Annotated in this window: 14 protein-coding genes; 9 read left to right on the top strand and 5 right to left on the bottom strand. The window is 72.8% G+C overall.

Annotation, left to right across the window (positions count from 1 at the left end; all coding sequences use genetic code 11):
* Positions 1-71 precede the first annotated feature (71 nt).
* On the top strand, positions 72-1,508 hold the full coding sequence (locus tag OHB01_RS04445) for a leucyl aminopeptidase (RefSeq protein ID WP_142651761.1): 1,437 nt from the start codon (positions 72-74) through the stop codon (positions 1,506-1,508).
* A gap of 39 nt (positions 1,509-1,547) precedes the next feature.
* On the opposite strand, the gene OHB01_RS04440 is transcribed toward OHB01_RS04445, so the two are convergent.
* Entirely contained in the window at positions 1,548-2,177 is a 630-nt protein-coding gene (locus OHB01_RS04440) for an O-methyltransferase (RefSeq protein WP_142651762.1), read from the bottom strand.
* Positions 2,178-2,362: 185 nt separating this feature from the next.
* Between OHB01_RS04440 and sigE the strand changes: the two genes are divergently transcribed.
* The 4 genes from sigE to OHB01_RS04420 all read left to right on the top strand — a co-directional run bounded on the left by sigE (position 2,363) and on the right by OHB01_RS04420 (position 5,367).
* A complete protein-coding gene (sigE, locus tag OHB01_RS04435; RefSeq protein WP_142651787.1) occupies positions 2,363-2,971 on the top strand; it encodes an RNA polymerase sigma factor SigE in 609 nt (202 codons plus the stop codon).
* Entirely contained in the window at positions 2,968-3,531 is a 564-nt protein-coding gene (locus OHB01_RS04430; protein ID WP_142651763.1) for an anti-sigma factor family protein, read from the top strand. The genes sigE and OHB01_RS04430 overlap by 4 nt, the downstream gene beginning before the upstream one ends.
* A 106-nt stretch (positions 3,532-3,637) precedes the next feature.
* A complete protein-coding gene (locus OHB01_RS04425; protein WP_147943498.1) occupies positions 3,638-4,927 on the top strand; it encodes a S1C family serine protease in 1,290 nt (429 codons plus the stop codon).
* Positions 4,928-5,016: 89 nt separating this feature from the next.
* The gene (locus OHB01_RS04420; RefSeq protein WP_142651765.1) at positions 5,017-5,367 is read left to right on the top strand and encodes a sec-independent translocase; all 351 of its coding nucleotides are present in this window, start codon (positions 5,017-5,019) and stop codon (positions 5,365-5,367) included.
* A 21-nt stretch (positions 5,368-5,388) separates the two neighbouring features.
* Here OHB01_RS04420 and OHB01_RS04415 read toward each other — a convergent pair whose 3' ends face one another.
* The 3 genes from OHB01_RS04415 to OHB01_RS04405 are packed head-to-tail and all read right to left on the bottom strand — an operon-like array spanning position 5,389 to position 8,242.
* Positions 5,389-6,528: an Mrp/NBP35 family ATP-binding protein gene (locus tag OHB01_RS04415; protein ID WP_030507453.1), complete on the bottom strand. Its 1,140-nt coding sequence runs from the start codon at positions 6,526-6,528 to the stop codon at positions 5,389-5,391.
* A gap of 17 nt (positions 6,529-6,545) precedes the next feature.
* Entirely contained in the window at positions 6,546-7,040 is a 495-nt protein-coding gene (locus tag OHB01_RS04410; RefSeq protein ID WP_142651766.1) for a DUF1003 domain-containing protein, read from the bottom strand.
* Entirely contained in the window at positions 7,037-8,242 is a 1,206-nt protein-coding gene (locus OHB01_RS04405; RefSeq protein WP_142651767.1) for a magnesium transporter MgtE N-terminal domain-containing protein, read from the bottom strand. Before OHB01_RS04405 ends, OHB01_RS04410 begins: the two co-directional genes overlap by 4 nt.
* 85 nt (positions 8,243-8,327) lie before the next feature.
* On the opposite strand from OHB01_RS04405, the gene OHB01_RS04400 reads away from it, so the two are divergent.
* The gene (locus tag OHB01_RS04400; RefSeq protein WP_142651768.1) at positions 8,328-9,272 is read left to right on the top strand and encodes an EamA family transporter; all 945 of its coding nucleotides are present in this window, start codon (positions 8,328-8,330) and stop codon (positions 9,270-9,272) included.
* Here OHB01_RS04400 and OHB01_RS04395 read toward each other — a convergent pair whose 3' ends face one another.
* Entirely contained in the window at positions 9,273-9,662 is a 390-nt protein-coding gene (locus tag OHB01_RS04395; RefSeq protein ID WP_240972136.1) for a hypothetical protein, read from the bottom strand.
* 49 nt (positions 9,663-9,711) lie between these two features.
* Here OHB01_RS04395 and OHB01_RS04390 point away from each other — a divergent pair, with 49 nt between their 5' ends.
* The 3 genes from OHB01_RS04390 to OHB01_RS04380 all read left to right on the top strand — a co-directional run bounded on the left by OHB01_RS04390 (position 9,712) and on the right by OHB01_RS04380 (position 15,343).
* The gene (locus OHB01_RS04390; RefSeq protein ID WP_142651769.1) at positions 9,712-10,650 is read left to right on the top strand and encodes an HpcH/HpaI aldolase/citrate lyase family protein; all 939 of its coding nucleotides are present in this window, start codon (positions 9,712-9,714) and stop codon (positions 10,648-10,650) included.
* A gap of 28 nt (positions 10,651-10,678) precedes the next feature.
* Complete coding sequence (locus OHB01_RS04385) at positions 10,679-11,776, top strand: type II CAAX endopeptidase family protein (protein WP_328854965.1); 1,098 nt, start codon at positions 10,679-10,681, stop codon at positions 11,774-11,776.
* Between the two features lie 135 nt (positions 11,777-11,911).
* Complete coding sequence (locus OHB01_RS04380; RefSeq protein WP_328854964.1) at positions 11,912-15,343, top strand: hypothetical protein; 3,432 nt, start codon at positions 11,912-11,914, stop codon at positions 15,341-15,343.
* The last annotated feature ends 4 nt before the right edge of the window (positions 15,344-15,347 follow it).

The raw sequence follows: 15,347 nt of genomic DNA, 5'->3' as shown, positions 1-15,347 counted from the left end.
GCCGACCCGTTCGATCTACGGCCCTGGCGGCGGGTTGTTCCCGCCCCGGGGCCGACCTATTGGAGGTGGACGTGCCCATCCAGACCACGCCGGTCCTCACCGGTCCTGACGGCGCCGGGCCCGCGCCGGACGCCGACCTGGTGGCCGTGCCGTTCGGACCCGGACCGGACCTCGCCCCGGCGCCCTGGCTGGAGTCTCCCGTGCCGGTCGACGCGCTGCTCGCGCACTACGAGGCCAAGGGAGAGCCGGGCGAGGTCGTGGAGGTGCCCACCCTCAGGGAGGGCGGCGTGCGGCGCGTCCTGCTGTACGGCACCGGCGACGGCTCGGCCGCCGCGCTGCGCAAGGCCGGGGCGGCCCTCGCGAGGCGGGCGAAGGGCCGGGCGTCGCTGTCGGTCGTCGTCCCGCCCAAGGGAGAGACGGCGGCACTGGCGGAGGGCGCGCTGCTCGCGGCGTACACGTTCACCATCGGCAACGGCGGCAAGAAGCCGGTCGGGGAGATCGTCTTCGTCGGCGGGGACGAGCGGGACCTGAAGCGCGGCGAGGCGGTCGCGCGGGCCACCGCGCTCGCCCGCGACCTCGTCAACACCCCGTCGTCGGTCAAGACGCCCGCCTGGCTCGCCGAGCAGGCCAAGGCGATCGCCGCCGAGTCGGGGCTCGGCGTACGCGTGCGGGAGGGGGCCGAGCTCGGCGAGTTCGGCGGCATCCGGGCCGTCGGGCAGGGGTCGGTCAGCCCGCCGTGCCTGGTCGAGCTGTCCTACACGCCGGAGAACCCGCGCGCCCACGTGGTGCTCGCCGGCAAGGGCATCACGTTCGACACCGGCGGCCTGTCCCTGAAGCCCAACGAGGGCATGAAGACGATGAAGACCGACATGGGCGGCGGCGCCGCCGTCATCGCCGCGATGAGCGCGCTCGCCGCCTTCGACGTGCCGGTGCGGGTCACCGGCCTCGTGGCGTGCGCGGAGAACTCCATCTCCGGCTCGGCGCAGCGGCCGGGAGACGTCATCACCCAGTACGGCGGGCGCACGGTAGAGGTGCTGAACACCGACGCGGAGGGTCGTCTCGTGCTGGCCGACGCGCTGGCGTACGCGCACGCTGAGCTCGACCCGGACATCGTGATCGACGTCGCCACGCTGACCGGCGCGGCCAAGGTCGCGCTCGGGACGAGCCTGGGCGCGCTCTACGCCACGGACGAGTCGCTGGCCGCCGACCTGATCGCCGCGGGCGAGGCCGGCGGGGAGCGGCTGTGGCGGATGCCGCTCGTCGAGGACTACCGCACGATGCTCGACTCCGACGTGGCCGACCTGGCCAACGTCGACAGGACGAAGTCGGGCGCGGCGGGGTCGATCGCCGCCGCGCTGTTCCTGCGGGAGTTCACCGGCGGGCGGCCGTGGGCACACCTCGACATCGCGGGGCCCGCGCGGGCCGCCTCCGACGACGGCGAGACCACCAAGGGCGGCACCGGCTTCGGCGTCCGCCTGCTGCTCCGCTACCTCACCGCCACGTCCTGAACGGCCCCTGAACGGCCCCTGAACCCGATGTGAACGGGCTCAGACGAGCTTGACGGCGGCCAGCAGCCCGGAGCCGAGCGGCAGCATCAGGGGCCGCAGCCGCTCGTCGTTCCTGACGAGCTTGCCCAGCTCCCGGAGCGCGACCGTGTCGGGGTCGCGCTGGGTGGGGTCGGCCACCTGGTCGTCGCAGAAGGCGTCGCCGAAGACGACGACCCCGCCCCGGCGCAGCAGCCGCACCGACTCGGTGAGGTAGTCGATGTACTCCTGCTTGGCCGCGTCGCAGAAGACCATGTCGTAGCCGCCGTCGGCGAGGCGGGGAAGGACGTCGAGCGCGCGCCCGCCGATCAGGCGGATGCGGCTGCCGGAGAACCCCGCCTCCGCGAACGTCTGCCGGGCCATGCGCTGATGCTCCGGCTCCACATCCACGCTCGTGAGCGTGCCGTCCGGGCGCATACCGCGCAGCAGCCACAGGCCGGAGACCCCGCACCCGGTGCCGACCTCCACCACCGAGCGTGCGTTCACCACGGTGGCGAGGAAGCAGAGCGCCGCTCCGCACCCGGGCAGGATCGGGCGCGCCCCGACCTCGATGCCACGCCGGCGCGCGGTTCGCAGGATGTCGTCCTCCGGGACGAACTCCTCCGCGTACTCCAGGCTGGCCGGTGTCGCCATCGGCCTCTCCCTCCCCTGCTTCATCTTGGACGCAGCCTAGGGGAGTCGGACCGGAACGGGAACTCACGCCACAACGGGGACGTTGCACGCTTTGAACGGTCTTTGTAAGAGACCGCTCAGCCCGCGGTGCGCAGGAAGGGGCGAAACCAGGCACTATGGCTGTAGCGACGATCCTGCAGAGAGGAATGCCGGTGGACGAGCACGACCACCAGGCGGAGACTTCGGTGTCCGGCTGGACGCCTCCCACCTGGGAGGAGGTCGTCCGAACTCATTCCACTCGGGTCTACCGGCTGGCCTATCGGCTGACGGGCAACGTCCACGATGCCGAGGACCTCACTCAGGAAGTCTTCGTCCGGGTCTTCCGGTCCCTGTCGAGCTACACCCCGGGCACGTTCGAGGGGTGGCTGCACCGGATCACGACGAACCTCTTCCTCGACATGGCGCGGCGCAGGCAGCGCATCCGCTTCGAGGGGCTGGCGGACGACGCCGCCGAGCGGCTGCACGGCCGCGAGCCGTCGCCCGCGCAGGCGTACGACGACGCGCATCTGGAGCCCGACATCCAGGCCGCGCTCGACGCCCTGGCGCCGGAGTTCCGGGCGGCCGTGGTGCTGTGCGACATCGAGGGACTGTCCTACGAGGAGATCGCCGCGACGCTCGGCGTGAAACTCGGCACGGTGCGCAGCCGCATCCATCGCGGCCGCGCCCAGCTGCGGGAGGCGCTCGACCACCGGGCGCCCTCCGCGAACCGGAACGGCGATCAAACCCCCCCTTCTATCAGCAGGGAGGGACTGTGAGTCATCTTGGCGAGCGCGTCTCCGCGCTCATCGACGGCGAACTCAGTCACAACGAGCGGGAACGCGCGCTCGCGCACCTGACGTTCTGCGCGGACTGCCGCGCGGAGGTCGACGCGATGCGCGCGCTGAAGACCCGCCTGCGGTCCATGGATCCGCCCGCCATGCCGGCGGACCTCACCATGTCGCTGCTGCGCATGGCGGAGCCCGGAGGGCCGTTGCCGCCGCGGATGCGGCCCTTTCCCGACCATCCGGCCTTCGGCGCCGGGCGGCTTCCCGGCATGCACGCCGCCGGACCCATGGACAACCGGCCCAGGGGCCGGGACGAGGGACGATCGGGACCGGGGCGGTCCGGAAGGGCCAGAAGGGCGGGATACGTCGCCGTGGGAATGGCCGGCGCCGCCGTCGCCCTCGGCACCATGCTCATGGCCGGAGGATCCACGGCCAACCCGAACCCGACACCCGGGCAGATGTTCGTACAGCATCCCGCGCAGAACAAGGCGCCCGTGGTGAGCGTGTCACCCACCCCGTCACCGAGCGTCACCAGGGGTCTTTCGCGCTGATCCGAGGGAACGGCATACGATCGGACACCGCAGCCGTCGTGTGCCGTCTTCCTCGTTACCGCGGCTGCCCAGCGGATGACGCCGTGTGCGAGGAGTGACTGCCGCGATGACCGACAATTCGCGTCCGTACGGCGCGTCGGACCGGCCCGAGTTCCTGCCCGCGGGCGAGGAGCCGCAGGGGCCTCCCGACGGCCCCGCGCCCGCCACCGGTCCGTACGGCATGGGCCCCGGCTGGGCCCCGCCGCCGCTCTGTCCTGTCGGGCCGCAGCGGGAGCCGCGCGGCCCCAACATCGCGCTCTTCGCCGCCCTGGCCGTGGTCATCGCGCTGGTGGCGGGCGGCGTGGCGAGCTGGGGCACGTTCCTGCTGACGCGCCCGTCCTCCGGCATCGACCCCTCCTACACGCTGAGCACGCCGTCGAAGCAGCCCACGGCCCGGCCGCCGGACTCCGTGGCCGGGGTGGCCGCCAAGGTCCTGCCCAGCGTGGTCTCACTGGAGGTCAAGGGCAACAGCGAGTCGGGCACCGGATCGGGCTTCGTCGTCAAGGGCGGCTACATCGTCACGAACAACCATGTGGTGGCCGTCGCGGGGCAGGCCGGGGAGATCCGCATCCGTTACAACGACCGCAGCTCCTCGGGGGCGCGCGTCGTCGGCCGCGACCCCAACTCCGACATCGCGGTCGTCAAGCCGGACGGGACCGTCCGGGCGCCGGAGCTGCCCCTCGGCAACTCCGACGGCGTGGTGGTCGGCGACCCGGTCATCGCGGTCGGCTCGCCCCTCGGGCTGAGCGGCACGGTCACCACGGGCATCGTGAGCTCGCTCAACCGGCCCGTCGAGGCGGGCGGCAGCACCGGGTCCGACTACGCGCTCATCAACGCGATCCAGACGGACGCCGCCATCAACCCCGGCAACTCAGGCGGCCCGCTGGTCAACGCCGCGGGCGAGGTGATCGGGGTGAACTCGGCGATCGCCACCGTCGGCGGTTCCCTGCTCGGCCAGCAGTCCGGCAGCATCGGCCTCGGCTTCGCGATCCCGGTCAACCAGGTGCGCCGGATCGCCCAGGAGCTCATCACCACCGGGACGGCCCGCACCTCCAGGATCGGCATCACGATCGACCAGAGCTACCAGGGCAAGGGGGTGCGGATCGCCACCCGGACGGAGAGCGGCGCCGTGCCGGTCACGCCGGGAGGCCCGGCCGCCAAGGCGGGCCTGCACGCGGGGGACGTCATCCTGGAGGTCGACGGCCAGCCCGTGAGCGACAGCCGGGAGCTGATCGTCACCATCCGCAGCAAGGCCCCCGGCGACCAGGTGCGGATCAAATTCCGGCACGACGGCGAGGTGCGGACGGCGACGGTCACGGTCGGCGCGGCCCCCGCCCCCACCGCGCGACCCTCATGAGCGCGTCCTGAGAGCCGGGCGTCCCCTGTCCACAGTGCGGGGAGCGGGCATTAGTCTGAATTCAGTCGCACGTGCAGGAGGAGATCGCCATGTTCGGACTCGGCTGGGGGGAGGCCCTGGCGTTGGTGGTGATCGCCCTGGTCGTCTTCGGGCCGGAGAAACTGCCCCAGGCCGCCTCACAGGCGGGCCGTACGCTGCGGCAGCTCCGGCAGATGGCCAACAACGCGAAGGCGGACCTGCAGGCCAACATGGGGCCTGAGTTCGCCAACTTCGACCCGGCCGACCTCAACCCCAAGAACTTCGTGCGCAAGCACCTGCTCGACGACCTCGAGAAGGACTGGAACGACACCTCGACGACGACCGTGGCCGAGCCGGTCTCCGCCCCCACGCCGGAACTGGGCGTGGGGGAGATCCCGCCGTACGACAACGAGGCGACCTGATCGGGCTGGTCAGCGCTCGAGTCAGTGCTTGACCGGTGAGATGTCGAGCTTCAGGCCCTTGAGGCTGGTCGACTTCTTGCCGAGCCCGGCCGCGATCCGGCGCAGCTCCGCGGCCGCCGGGGCGTCGGGGTCGGTCAGCACGAGCGGCTTGCCCTCGTCGCCGCCCTCACGCAGCCGCATGTCGATCGGCACCTGGCCGAGCAGCGGCACACGCGCGCCCAGTGTGCGGGTCAGCGCGTCGGCCACGGTCTGGCCGCCGCCCTCGCCGAACACCGAGATGCGCTCGTCGCAGTGCGGGCAGGGCAGCCACGCCATGTTCTCGATGACGCCGGCGATCTGCTGGTGGGTCTGGGCCGCGATCGACCCGGCGCGCTCGGCCACCTCTGCGGCGGCCTGCTGCGGGGTCGTCACGACGAGGATCTCGGCCGTGGGCATGCGCTGGGCGACCGAGATCGCGATGTCGCCGGTGCCCGGGGGCAGGTCCATGAGCAGGACGTCGAGGTCGCCCCAGTAGACGTCGGTGAGGAACTGGTAGAGCGCGCGGTCGAGCATCGGGCCGCGCCACACCACCGGGGTGTTGCCCTCGGGCTTGAACATGCCGACCGAGATGACCTTGATGTCGTGCGCGACCGGCGGCATGATCATGTCTTCGACCTTGGTGGGCCGCTCGCTCACGCCGAGCATGCGCGGCACCGAGTGGCCGTAGATGTCGGCGTCGACGACGCCGACCTTCAGGCCCTGGGAGGCCATCGCGGCGGCGAGGTTCACCGTGACCGACGACTTGCCGACGCCGCCCTTGCCGCTCGCCACCGCGAACACGCGGGTCAGCGAGCCGGGCTTGGCGAAGGGGATCTCCTTTTCGGGCCCGCGGTCGCCGCGGAGCTTCGTCTGCAGTTCCTTGCGCTGCTCGGCGCTCATGACGTCCATGTCGACGTGGACGCGGGACACGCCGTCGATCCGCGACACGGCGCCGGTGACGTCGCGCGTGATGGTGTCCTTCAGCGGGCAGCCGGCGACGGTCAGGTACACGCCAACGCGCACCACCCCGTCGGGGGAGATGTCGACGTTCTTGACCATGCCGAGCTCGGTGATCGGCCGGCGGATCTCCGGATCGTTCACCGTCGCCAGCGCGGCCATGACCAGTTCAGGGGATGGTGCCATGAATCCATGCTATGGACTCAGCGGGAATCCTCCGAACCCGCCCCACGCGATCTCGTCCCGATCTCGCTCAGCTCCTCCTGCAGGCGCTGGAGCTCCGAGCGGATGTAGTCGCGTGTGGCCACCTCGCCGAGCGCGATGCGCAGCCCGGCGATCTCGCGGGTGAGGTACTCGATCTCGGCCTGGTTGCGCTCGGCCGCCATCCTGTCCTGCTCGTACTGGACGCGGTCGCGGTCGGCCTGCCGGTTCTGCGCGAGCAGGATCAGCGGCGCGGCGTACGACGCCTGGAGCGAGAGCATCAGGGTCAGGAAGATGAACGGGTAGGGGTCGAACTTGTACGGCGCGAACACGTTCCACAGCAGCCAGAACCCCACGAACACCGTCATGTAGACGATGAACCGGGCGGTCCCCAGGAACCGCGCGATCCGTTCCGAGAGCTGGCCGAACGCCTCGGGGTCGTAGTAGAGCCGCAGGCGGGGCGTCAGCTCGCGCGGCTGGTCGAGGCGTTCGGTCATGGGCGCTCCCGCCAGTCCTCCGGCAGCATGTGGTCGAGCACGTCGTCGACGGTCACCGCGCCGAGCAGCCGGCCCAGCTCGTCCACGACGGGGACCGCGACCAGGTTGTACGTCGCGAGATACGACGCCACCTCGCGCACCGTGAGCTCGGGCCTGATCGGGTCCACCGTGATGTCTACCACGCTGCCGAGCAGTGTCGACGGAGGCTCCCGCAGCAGGCGCTGGAAGTGCGCCACCCCCAGGTAGCGCCCGGTCGGGGTCTCGGTCGGCGGGCGGGTCACGTACACCTGCGCGGCGATGGCGGGGGTCTGCTCCTGCTGGCGGATGTGCGCGAGGGCCTCGGCCACGGTCGAGGTCGGCGGGAGGATGACCGGCTCGGTCGTCATCATGCCGCCGGCGGTGAACTCGCCGTAGGTCAGCAGCCGCCGCACCGGCGCGGCCTCCTCCGGCACCATGAGCCGCAGCAGCCCCTCGGCCTGCTCCGCGGGCAGCTCCTGCAGGAGGTCGGCGGCGTCGTCCGGGCTCATCTCCTCCAGCACGTCGGCGGCCCGCTCGCGGTGCAGCCGGCTGAGCACGAGCACCTGGTCGCGCTCGGGCAGCTCCTCCAGGACGTCGGCGAGCCGGTCGTCGTCCAGGGCGGCGGCGACCTCGGCCATCCGCTTGGTGGGCAGCTCGTGCAGCATGTTCGCCAGGTCGGCCGGGCGCAGCGCCTCGAAGACGGCGAGCAGGTTGGCCGCGCCCTGGTCCTTCTGGATCCCGGTGAAGCCGGTGACCTCGTCCCAGTCCACGATCAGCGTCTCGCCCCTGCGCCGCGTGCCGCGGCGTATCGCGACCTTCGTGATGAGCCACTCGGACGGCCGCGGCTGCTCCATGGCGAGGTCCTGTACGGTCACCCGCTCGCCCTTGTATTCGACGGTGCGGTCGAGCATCTCCCCGATGGCCAGCGTCTCGGTGTCGCGGCGCTCGAACCTGCGCATGTTGAGCTTGCCGGTGAAGATGAGGGCGCGGGCCTCGATGCTGGTGATCCTGGTGATCGGCAGGAAGACCCGGCGGCGTGGCTGGACCTCCACGACGAAGCCGTGGACGCGAGGGAGCAGCGGCCCCCGCAGCGAGACGACGACGTCCCGGATCCGGCCGATCTGGTCGCCGGCCGGGTCGAAGACCGCCAGCCCCGCCAGGCGGGCCACGAAGATCCGATCCACTCTGTCAGGTTACGCAAGGATGCGGACCGCTCCCGGTTATGACAGGATCAAAGCCGTTTATTGGTAATTACATGGGCAGGTGACGATGAGGGCTGTCAGCCTGGCGATCGCGGGCGTCTCGGCCTTCTGCTTCGGGTTCTCCGGACCGATGGCGAAGATCCTCGGCGTGGCCGGGCTCGCGCCGCTGGAGGCCGTCTGGATCCGCATGGCGGGGGCCGGCGTGCTCCTGCTGGCGGTCCTGGCCGTCGTGAAGCCGCGCGCGCTGCGCATCCCCCGCGACCGCCTCCTGTTCTTCGCGGCGTACGCCGCGATCGCCGTGGCGGCCGTGCAGGCCCTGTATTTCGTGGCCATCACCCGGCTGCCGGTCGGCGTGACGCTGCTGATCGAGTACACCTCGCCGGTGCTGGTGGTCCTGTGGGTACGGTTCGTCCGGCGGCTGCGGCTGCCGCGCTCGGCCTACCTGGGGGCGCTGATCGCGGTCGTGGGGCTCGCGATCGTCGTGCAGGTCTGGGAGGGGCTGCGCCTCGACGCGCTCGGACTGCTGCTCGCCCTGCTCGCCGCCGCCTGCTGCGCCGGATATTTCCTGATGAGCGATTCGTTCGGCGACGACGTGGACACGCTGGGCCTGATCGGCTGGGGCATGCTCGGCTCGGCGGTGGTCCTGCTGCCCGTCTCCCGGCCCTGGAACATCGACTGGGCGGCGTTCACCCGCGCCGCCGAGGTCTCCGGCCGCACGATCCCCGTCGCCGTGGCCGTCGTGGTGCTGGTCGTGGTGGCCACAGTGGTCGCGTACGCCACCGGGGTCACGGCCGTGCGGCGGCTGTCGGCCGCGGTCGGCTCGACGGTCGCCTCGGTGGAGGTCATCGCGGGGGCGCTGGTCGCCTGGGTGCTGCTCGGCGAGCGCCTGGGAGCCGCCCAGATCGCCGGAGGCGTCATCGTGCTCGCCGGGGCCCTGCTGGCCCAGACCGCGACCGTACGGCTCGGCTCCGAGCGCCACGCGGCCGAGACGGTGGAGACCGTACGCGTCTGATCAGGTCTGAGGGTTGATCCGAGGGGTGAGCCGTACGACGGTGGACCCCTCGGCCCAGCGGGTGGTCAGACCGGCGGCGTCGCGGGCGTTGAGGCGCTCCTTGGCCAGCGCGGCCACGGCCTCCGGGGCGGCCGCCTGGTCCACCACCTCGGCGGCGGCAGGGAAACGGACGAGCTCGGCGCCGTTGTCCTTGCTGCGCAGGACCACCTCGATCTCGCCCCGGGCGGCGGCGAGCTCGGCCAGCCCGGGAAGCGACTGCTCCTGTCCGCCGGTCACCACGTAGATCGCACCGTCGTGCCAGGCGTGCCAGGCCAGCCGGACCCCGGACGGCAGGCCGAGCCACAGCACGTTGGACTTCTTCGCGCCCTCTTCGATCACCGGCAGGGTCATGCGCCCCAGCCTAATCAGCACCGCCTGACGACCACGCTACGGTGTGCCCATGCGCGCTCGACGATCGTGCCTGGCGGTGCCCGGCAGCAACCCGCGTTTCCTGGAGAAGGCCCAGAGCCTCGCCGCCGACGAGGTCTTCCTCGACCTGGAGGACTCGGTCGCCCCCGGGGCCAAGGACGAGGCGCGCCGCAACGTCGTCGCCGCGCTCAAGGAGGGCGACTGGGCGGGCAAGACGGTCGTCGTCCGGGTCAACGACCTCACCACCCACTGGACCTACCGCGACGTCATCGAGGTCGTCGAGGGCGCCGGAGACCGGCTCGACTGCCTCATGCTGCCGAAGGTCGCGGACGCCTCCCACGTGGCCTGGCTCGACACCCTCCTCGGCCAGGTCGAGCGGGCCACCGGCCTGCCCGAGGGCGGCATCGGCATCGAGGCGCAGATCGAGGACGCCCGGGGCCTCGTCAACGTGGACGACATCGCCGCGTCCTCGCCCCGGCTGGAGACGCTGGTCTTCGGCCCGGCCGACTTCATGGCCTCGATCGGCATGCGGACGCTGGTCGTCGGCGAGCAGCCCCCCGGCTACGGCGAGGGGGACGCCTATCACTACATCCTCATGCGCATCCTGATGGCCGCCCGCGCGCACGGTCTCCAGGCGATCGACGGGCCATACCTGCAGATCCGCGACCTGGACGGCTTCCGCCGGGTCGCCAGGCGGTCGGCCGCGCTGGGGTTCGACGGCAAGTGGGTGCTCCACCCGACGCAGGTGGAGGCGGCCAACGAGGTGTTCTCGCCTTCGCAGGAGGACTACGACCACGCCGAGCTCATCCTCGACGCGTACGAGTACTACACGACGGTCGAGAAGCGGGGCGCGGTCATGCTGGGGGACGAGATGATCGACGAGGCGTCACGGAAGATGGCCCTCGTGGTGGCGGCCAAGGGTCGCGCCGCGGGCCTGTCCAGGTCGAGCTCCTTCACCCCGCCCAGCTGATCACCCGCGGCACGCGAAGAATGGACATATGAACGAACCACAGCCGGGCCCGGACCAGGCCCGCGGCCCGGACCAGCTGCCCGGTCCCTACCTGGCGCCCGGGCCGTACGCGGGCGGGACCGCCTGGCCGGCCGGCCCGCCGCAGCCGCCGCCTTCCGTGGTGGGGCCGCCTCCCGTGGCGGGGCCGTATCCCGGGCCCTATCCGTGGGGGCCGCCGCCGCGTGCCCGCTGGGACGTTCCGCCTCCGCCCGGCACTCCTTACGACCGCCTGGCCCGTACGCCCTTGCACCGCTGGTGGCGGCCGATCGCCGGCACGGTGGCGATCATCGCGGCCTTCCTGGCGCTCTCGATCGTCGTCGGCCTGGTGGCCTTCGTGGTCTCGCTCGTCACGGGCGTGCCCATGGCGCGGACGGGGACCCGGCTGTTCGCCGACCCGGTCCTCGACCTCGGGTTCCAGCTGGGGGTCATCGCGCTGCTGCTGCCGCTGGTGCTCGGCGCCGCGTGGCTGTTCCAGCGGCGGCCGCCGGGATCGCTGTCGTCGGTGGCGCTGCGGCTGCGCTGGCGGTGGCTGGGGGCCTGCCTGCTGGTCGCGCTGGTGGCGGTCGTGCTCGGCCAGGCGGTCGAGGTGGGGACGCTGATGTTCGCCGGGGTCGATCCCGGCTTCAGATGGGCGGGCTGGGATGAGTTCCTCCCGGCCATCATCGTGATCCTGCTGCTGGTGCCGTTCCAGTCGGCGGCGGAGGAGTACGCCTATCGCGGCTGGATCATCCAGGGGTTCGGAGCGTACCTGCGCACTCCGTGGCCGGGGATCCTGGTCGGCGCGGCGGCCTTCGCGGCCTCACACGGCTACACGGGCTGGGGGATCCTTTACGTCTTCGCGTTCGGCATGCTCATGGGGTGGCTGGCGGTCCGTACGGGCGGTCTGGAGGCGCCGATCGCCCTGCACGCGACCAACAACGTCGTGGCGTTCGGAGTGGTCGCGGCCTCGGGGGACATGGGAAGCGCCCTCGAACAGGGCGAGGTGCCCTGGGAGTCGCTCATCGGATCGGCCGTCCAGTTCGCGGTTTTCGGCATTGGTGTGCTGATAATCGCCCGAAAGTGGGCAATTCAGACTCTCTCCCGATAAATCTCACTAGAGAGGTATGGTCCCCGCGCGCTTCCCGTGTTGCTCTGGATTCGTGTTGGGGTATCACTGTGATCGCTTTGCCGTACGACAGGTGGAACGGTCCGGATTGACCTCTCCGGGGAGGAGGTGCTGAGTGTGACCTCAGGCCCCCACGAGCACGAGCGCGACCACCGGCGCGACGCCGGCGAACCCTCCTCTCTGCCCCCGCCGGAGCTGCATCACCGGCCGCCCGTCCCGTCCCCGTGGGCGCTTCCGCCGTTCGCGGCCCCTATTCCCGAGGACGCGGTTCCCGAGGACGTGGTTCCCGAGGACGTGGTTCCCGAGGACGCGGCTCCCGACGACACAGGCCTCGACGACGCAGCCCCCGACGACCCGGCCTTCAACGACGCGGGCGAGCCGGCGGACGACGAGGACACCCGGCCCTACCGCAAGATCGCCGGATCGCACTCACGCGACCCGGACTTATCCGGCGGCATCTGGGCTCCGCGCCCAGGATCGGACGCGGCCCACGGGCCCAGGGCGGGCCGCAATCCGTACGCCGCGCCGTACGGGACGGGCGAACCGCGCCACAGCCGCTCCGGCGGCCGAAGACCCGGGGACCCCGGCGGGCCCGGTGATCCGGGCGCCCCCACGACCTGGCACGGCGAGGGTGCCAGGTCGGCGGGGGAGCCGGTTCAGGAACCGGTGCAGGAGCCGGTTCAGGAACCGGTGCAGGAACCGGTGCAGGGGCCGGTGCGGGAATCGGCGCAGGAGGACGGCCCGCGTCGCCGGATCGTGAACCGGCCGGACAAGCTGGTCGCCTCCGGCCCGCCCCGGCCGCGGCGGGCCCAGATCCCCCGCGAGAACCCCGACGGCCCCGGCGCCCCCGAGCTCGACACCCCACCGTCCGGACCGCTGCGCGAGCACGTTCCCCCGGAACAGGTCCACTCCCCGGAACAGGTCCACACAGAGCATGTGTGGACGCACATGCCGCCCGAGCCCGCCCCCCGCTACGGCCTGGGGGAGTCCGGCGGCATCCGCATGAGCCCCCAGATCCCGGTCGAGCCCGAGCACGACGGCCCGCCCGTCGAGCCGCCTGTCGAGCCGCCTGTCGAGCCTGGCGAGCCGGTCGGGCCCGCCGAGCCGGTCGAGCGCATCGGGCGTCCGCCGGGGGGCCGCCCGGCCCGGTCCGACGTGCTCGTGGCCTCGGGCCCGCCCCGGCCGGGCGGCGGACGCCGCCACAGGCGGGTGCTGCCCCGGCGGTTCCCTCCGCGCCTGCCCCCGATGGTGCGGCCGGCGGTGATCGCCGTGGTCCTCGTGGCGGCCGCCGTGCTGGGCGTGGTCGTCGTCAGGTGGGCGGGCGGGCCGTCCACGGCCGGGCTGCGCCTCGCCGCGGGCGACGGCCAGTCGGGCGACGCCGCGTTCTCGGCGCCCGGGCTGCCGGGCAACGGCTCCAGCCAGGTGCTCAACGCGTTCGCCGCGGCGGGCGCGACGGTGGTGGCGGCGGGCAGCGACACGACGAGCCCGCTCACCCGGCCGCTGTTCCTCGTGTCCGCAGACGGAGGCGCGCACTGGCAGACGGGCCGGGTCGCCGACGCCCCGGGCTACGAGTCCGCGCCCGGGGCGGTCGGCAGGGTCGCGGGCGGCGACGGCCGCTGGCTCGCCGTCGGCACCGACGCGCCCGGCTCGGCGGGCCCGGCCGCACGCGGCATGTGGGTCTCCTCCGACGGCCGGTCCTGGACCGCGGTGGACCCCGCCCGGCTGACCGCGTTCTGGAGCCAGGACCGGATCACCGACGTGGCGCGGACCGCGACCGGCTTCCTCGCCGTGGGCGCCACGACCCTGCGGGACGGGACGGCGGGCCCGGTCGCCTGGGTGTCGCCCGACGGCGTCGGCTGGACGAGGGTGGACAGCGACCAGATCGGCACCCCGGACAAGATCAGGGCGATGCGGGCGGTGGCCGCCAGGGGCGACCGGGTGGTGGCGCTCGCCGACCCGGGCTCGGGCGACTCCGTCTCTGTCGTCCTGCGCTCCGACGACGGCGGCCGCACCTGGCTGCGTACGGCCGCGGCCCTGGCGGACGTACGCGCCGAACCCGGCGCGCTGGCCGTCACGAAGAAGGGCTTCGTGCTCGTGCCCACCCGGCAGAAGTCGGACGCCGGCGAGGTGCGGGTCTACTGCTCGCCCGAGGGCGCCGACTGGACCCAGTGCGGCACGATCGGGCCGCTCGGCGCGGAGGGGACGGGCGTGCGCGGCCTGGCGGCGTCGGCGGCGGGCCTCGCGGCGGTGGCCGAGTCGGGCTGGGAGCGGTATGCCGTCTACACCAGCCAGGACGGGCGCAAGTGGACCAGGAGCGCCGATCTCGGCGCGATCCCCGGCACGCTGCGCGGGCTGGCCGTCACCGACGCCGGGATCCTCGTGGCGGGGGGTGACAAGCGCGGGCCCGGCGACGTGGAGAACCTCCCCGTGCTGATCACGGCGGGGAAGGGCGAGGCGGCGCGCGCCGTGCCGCTCAAGGAGATCGCCGGGCTCAACCGGCTCGCCAGGGACACCGCGGACGTCGCGGCCTCCGGCGGCACCTTCGTCGCCGTGGGCGCGGCCAACGGCGACGCCGCGATCTGGACGAGCGGCAACAACGGGGCCAACTGGAAGGACGCGGTGTTCCCCGACCTGCTGGGCGGGCCGGGACGCCAGGCGCTCAGTGGCGTGGCGCACGGCCCCAAGGGGTGGCTCGCCGTCGGCAGCACGACGACCGACCCGGCGGTGACCCGGCCGCTGCTGGTCACCTCGCCCGACGGGAAGAGCTGGCGGCCCGGTCCCGCGATCGAGGTGCCGGCGGGCCACTTCCTGCTCGCGCCCGCCGTGGTGGCCGCCGGGCCGAAGGGCTACGTCATGGCGGGGGAGGACAGGTCCGCCACGGGGACGCTGCCCGCCCTGTGGTTCAGCCCCGACCTCAAGCGGTTCACCCGTTCCGCGCCGGGCAGCATGCCCGCCGGAGGGGCGGGCGTGCGCCTCTACGACGTCACGGCGACGCCCGGCGGGTTCATGGCGGTCGGCGGGTCGGGCACGGCCGACCGCGAGACCGGGGTGGTCTGGGTCTCCTCCGACGGGGTCAACTGGAACGCCCGCGGCCGGGTGCTGCCGCCCGAGACCACCTCGGCCGGGCTGCGTCACGTGGTCGCGACCGAGGCGGGTGTGGTGGTCGTCGGCACCGCGATGACCGACGACGGCCCCCGCCCGTTCTCCGCGCTGTCCACCGACGACGGCGCGAGCTGGGAGTACGGCATGCTGCCCGCCGACGCCGCCGCCTCGGTGCTCGACCTGACCGCGACCGGGCGGGGGCTCGTCGCCGTCGGATCGCATCGGTCGCCTGAGGAGGGCGGCGAGACCGACAGCGCCGCGTGGGTGTCCGAAGACGGGGTGGACTGGGCGCGCCGGACGCTCACCCAGGACGGCCTCGGCGGCCAGGGGGCGCAATGGCTTGGGGCGGTGGCGGTCTCGGGTGACCGGGTGGTGGCCGTCGGCAGGTCGGCCGGCTACGCCGACGACCACCTGACGATCTGGCGCAGCACGGTCACGCAGCACTGATCAC

Source organism: Microbispora hainanensis (assembly GCF_036186745.1).
Lineage (GTDB): Bacteria > Actinomycetota > Actinomycetes > Streptosporangiales > Streptosporangiaceae > Microbispora.
Note: the sequence above shows the minus strand (reverse complement) of the source record. Positions and strands in the feature narration are given on the sequence as shown.

Excerpts from the sequence above, each read along its gene's own strand:
- OHB01_RS04440 (WP_142651762.1), bottom strand. The coding sequence starts at position 2,177 with ATGGCGACACCGGCCAGCCTGGAGTACGCGGAGGAGTTCGTCCCGGAG.
- sigE (WP_142651787.1), top strand. The coding sequence starts at position 2,363 with ATGCCGGTGGACGAGCACGACCACCAGGCGGAGACTTCGGTGTCCGGC.
- OHB01_RS04425 (WP_147943498.1), top strand. The coding sequence starts at position 3,638 with ATGACCGACAATTCGCGTCCGTACGGCGCGTCGGACCGGCCCGAGTTC.
- OHB01_RS04420 (WP_142651765.1), top strand. The coding sequence starts at position 5,017 with ATGTTCGGACTCGGCTGGGGGGAGGCCCTGGCGTTGGTGGTGATCGCC.
- OHB01_RS04415 (WP_030507453.1), bottom strand. The coding sequence starts at position 6,528 with ATGGCACCATCCCCTGAACTGGTCATGGCCGCGCTGGCGACGGTGAAC.
- OHB01_RS04410 (WP_142651766.1), bottom strand. The coding sequence starts at position 7,040 with ATGACCGAACGCCTCGACCAGCCGCGCGAGCTGACGCCCCGCCTGCGG.
- OHB01_RS04400 (WP_142651768.1), top strand. The coding sequence starts at position 8,328 with ATGAGGGCTGTCAGCCTGGCGATCGCGGGCGTCTCGGCCTTCTGCTTC.
- OHB01_RS04395 (WP_240972136.1), bottom strand. The coding sequence starts at position 9,662 with ATGACCCTGCCGGTGATCGAAGAGGGCGCGAAGAAGTCCAACGTGCTG.
- OHB01_RS04390 (WP_142651769.1), top strand. The coding sequence starts at position 9,712 with ATGCGCGCTCGACGATCGTGCCTGGCGGTGCCCGGCAGCAACCCGCGT.
- OHB01_RS04385 (WP_328854965.1), top strand. The coding sequence starts at position 10,679 with ATGAACGAACCACAGCCGGGCCCGGACCAGGCCCGCGGCCCGGACCAG.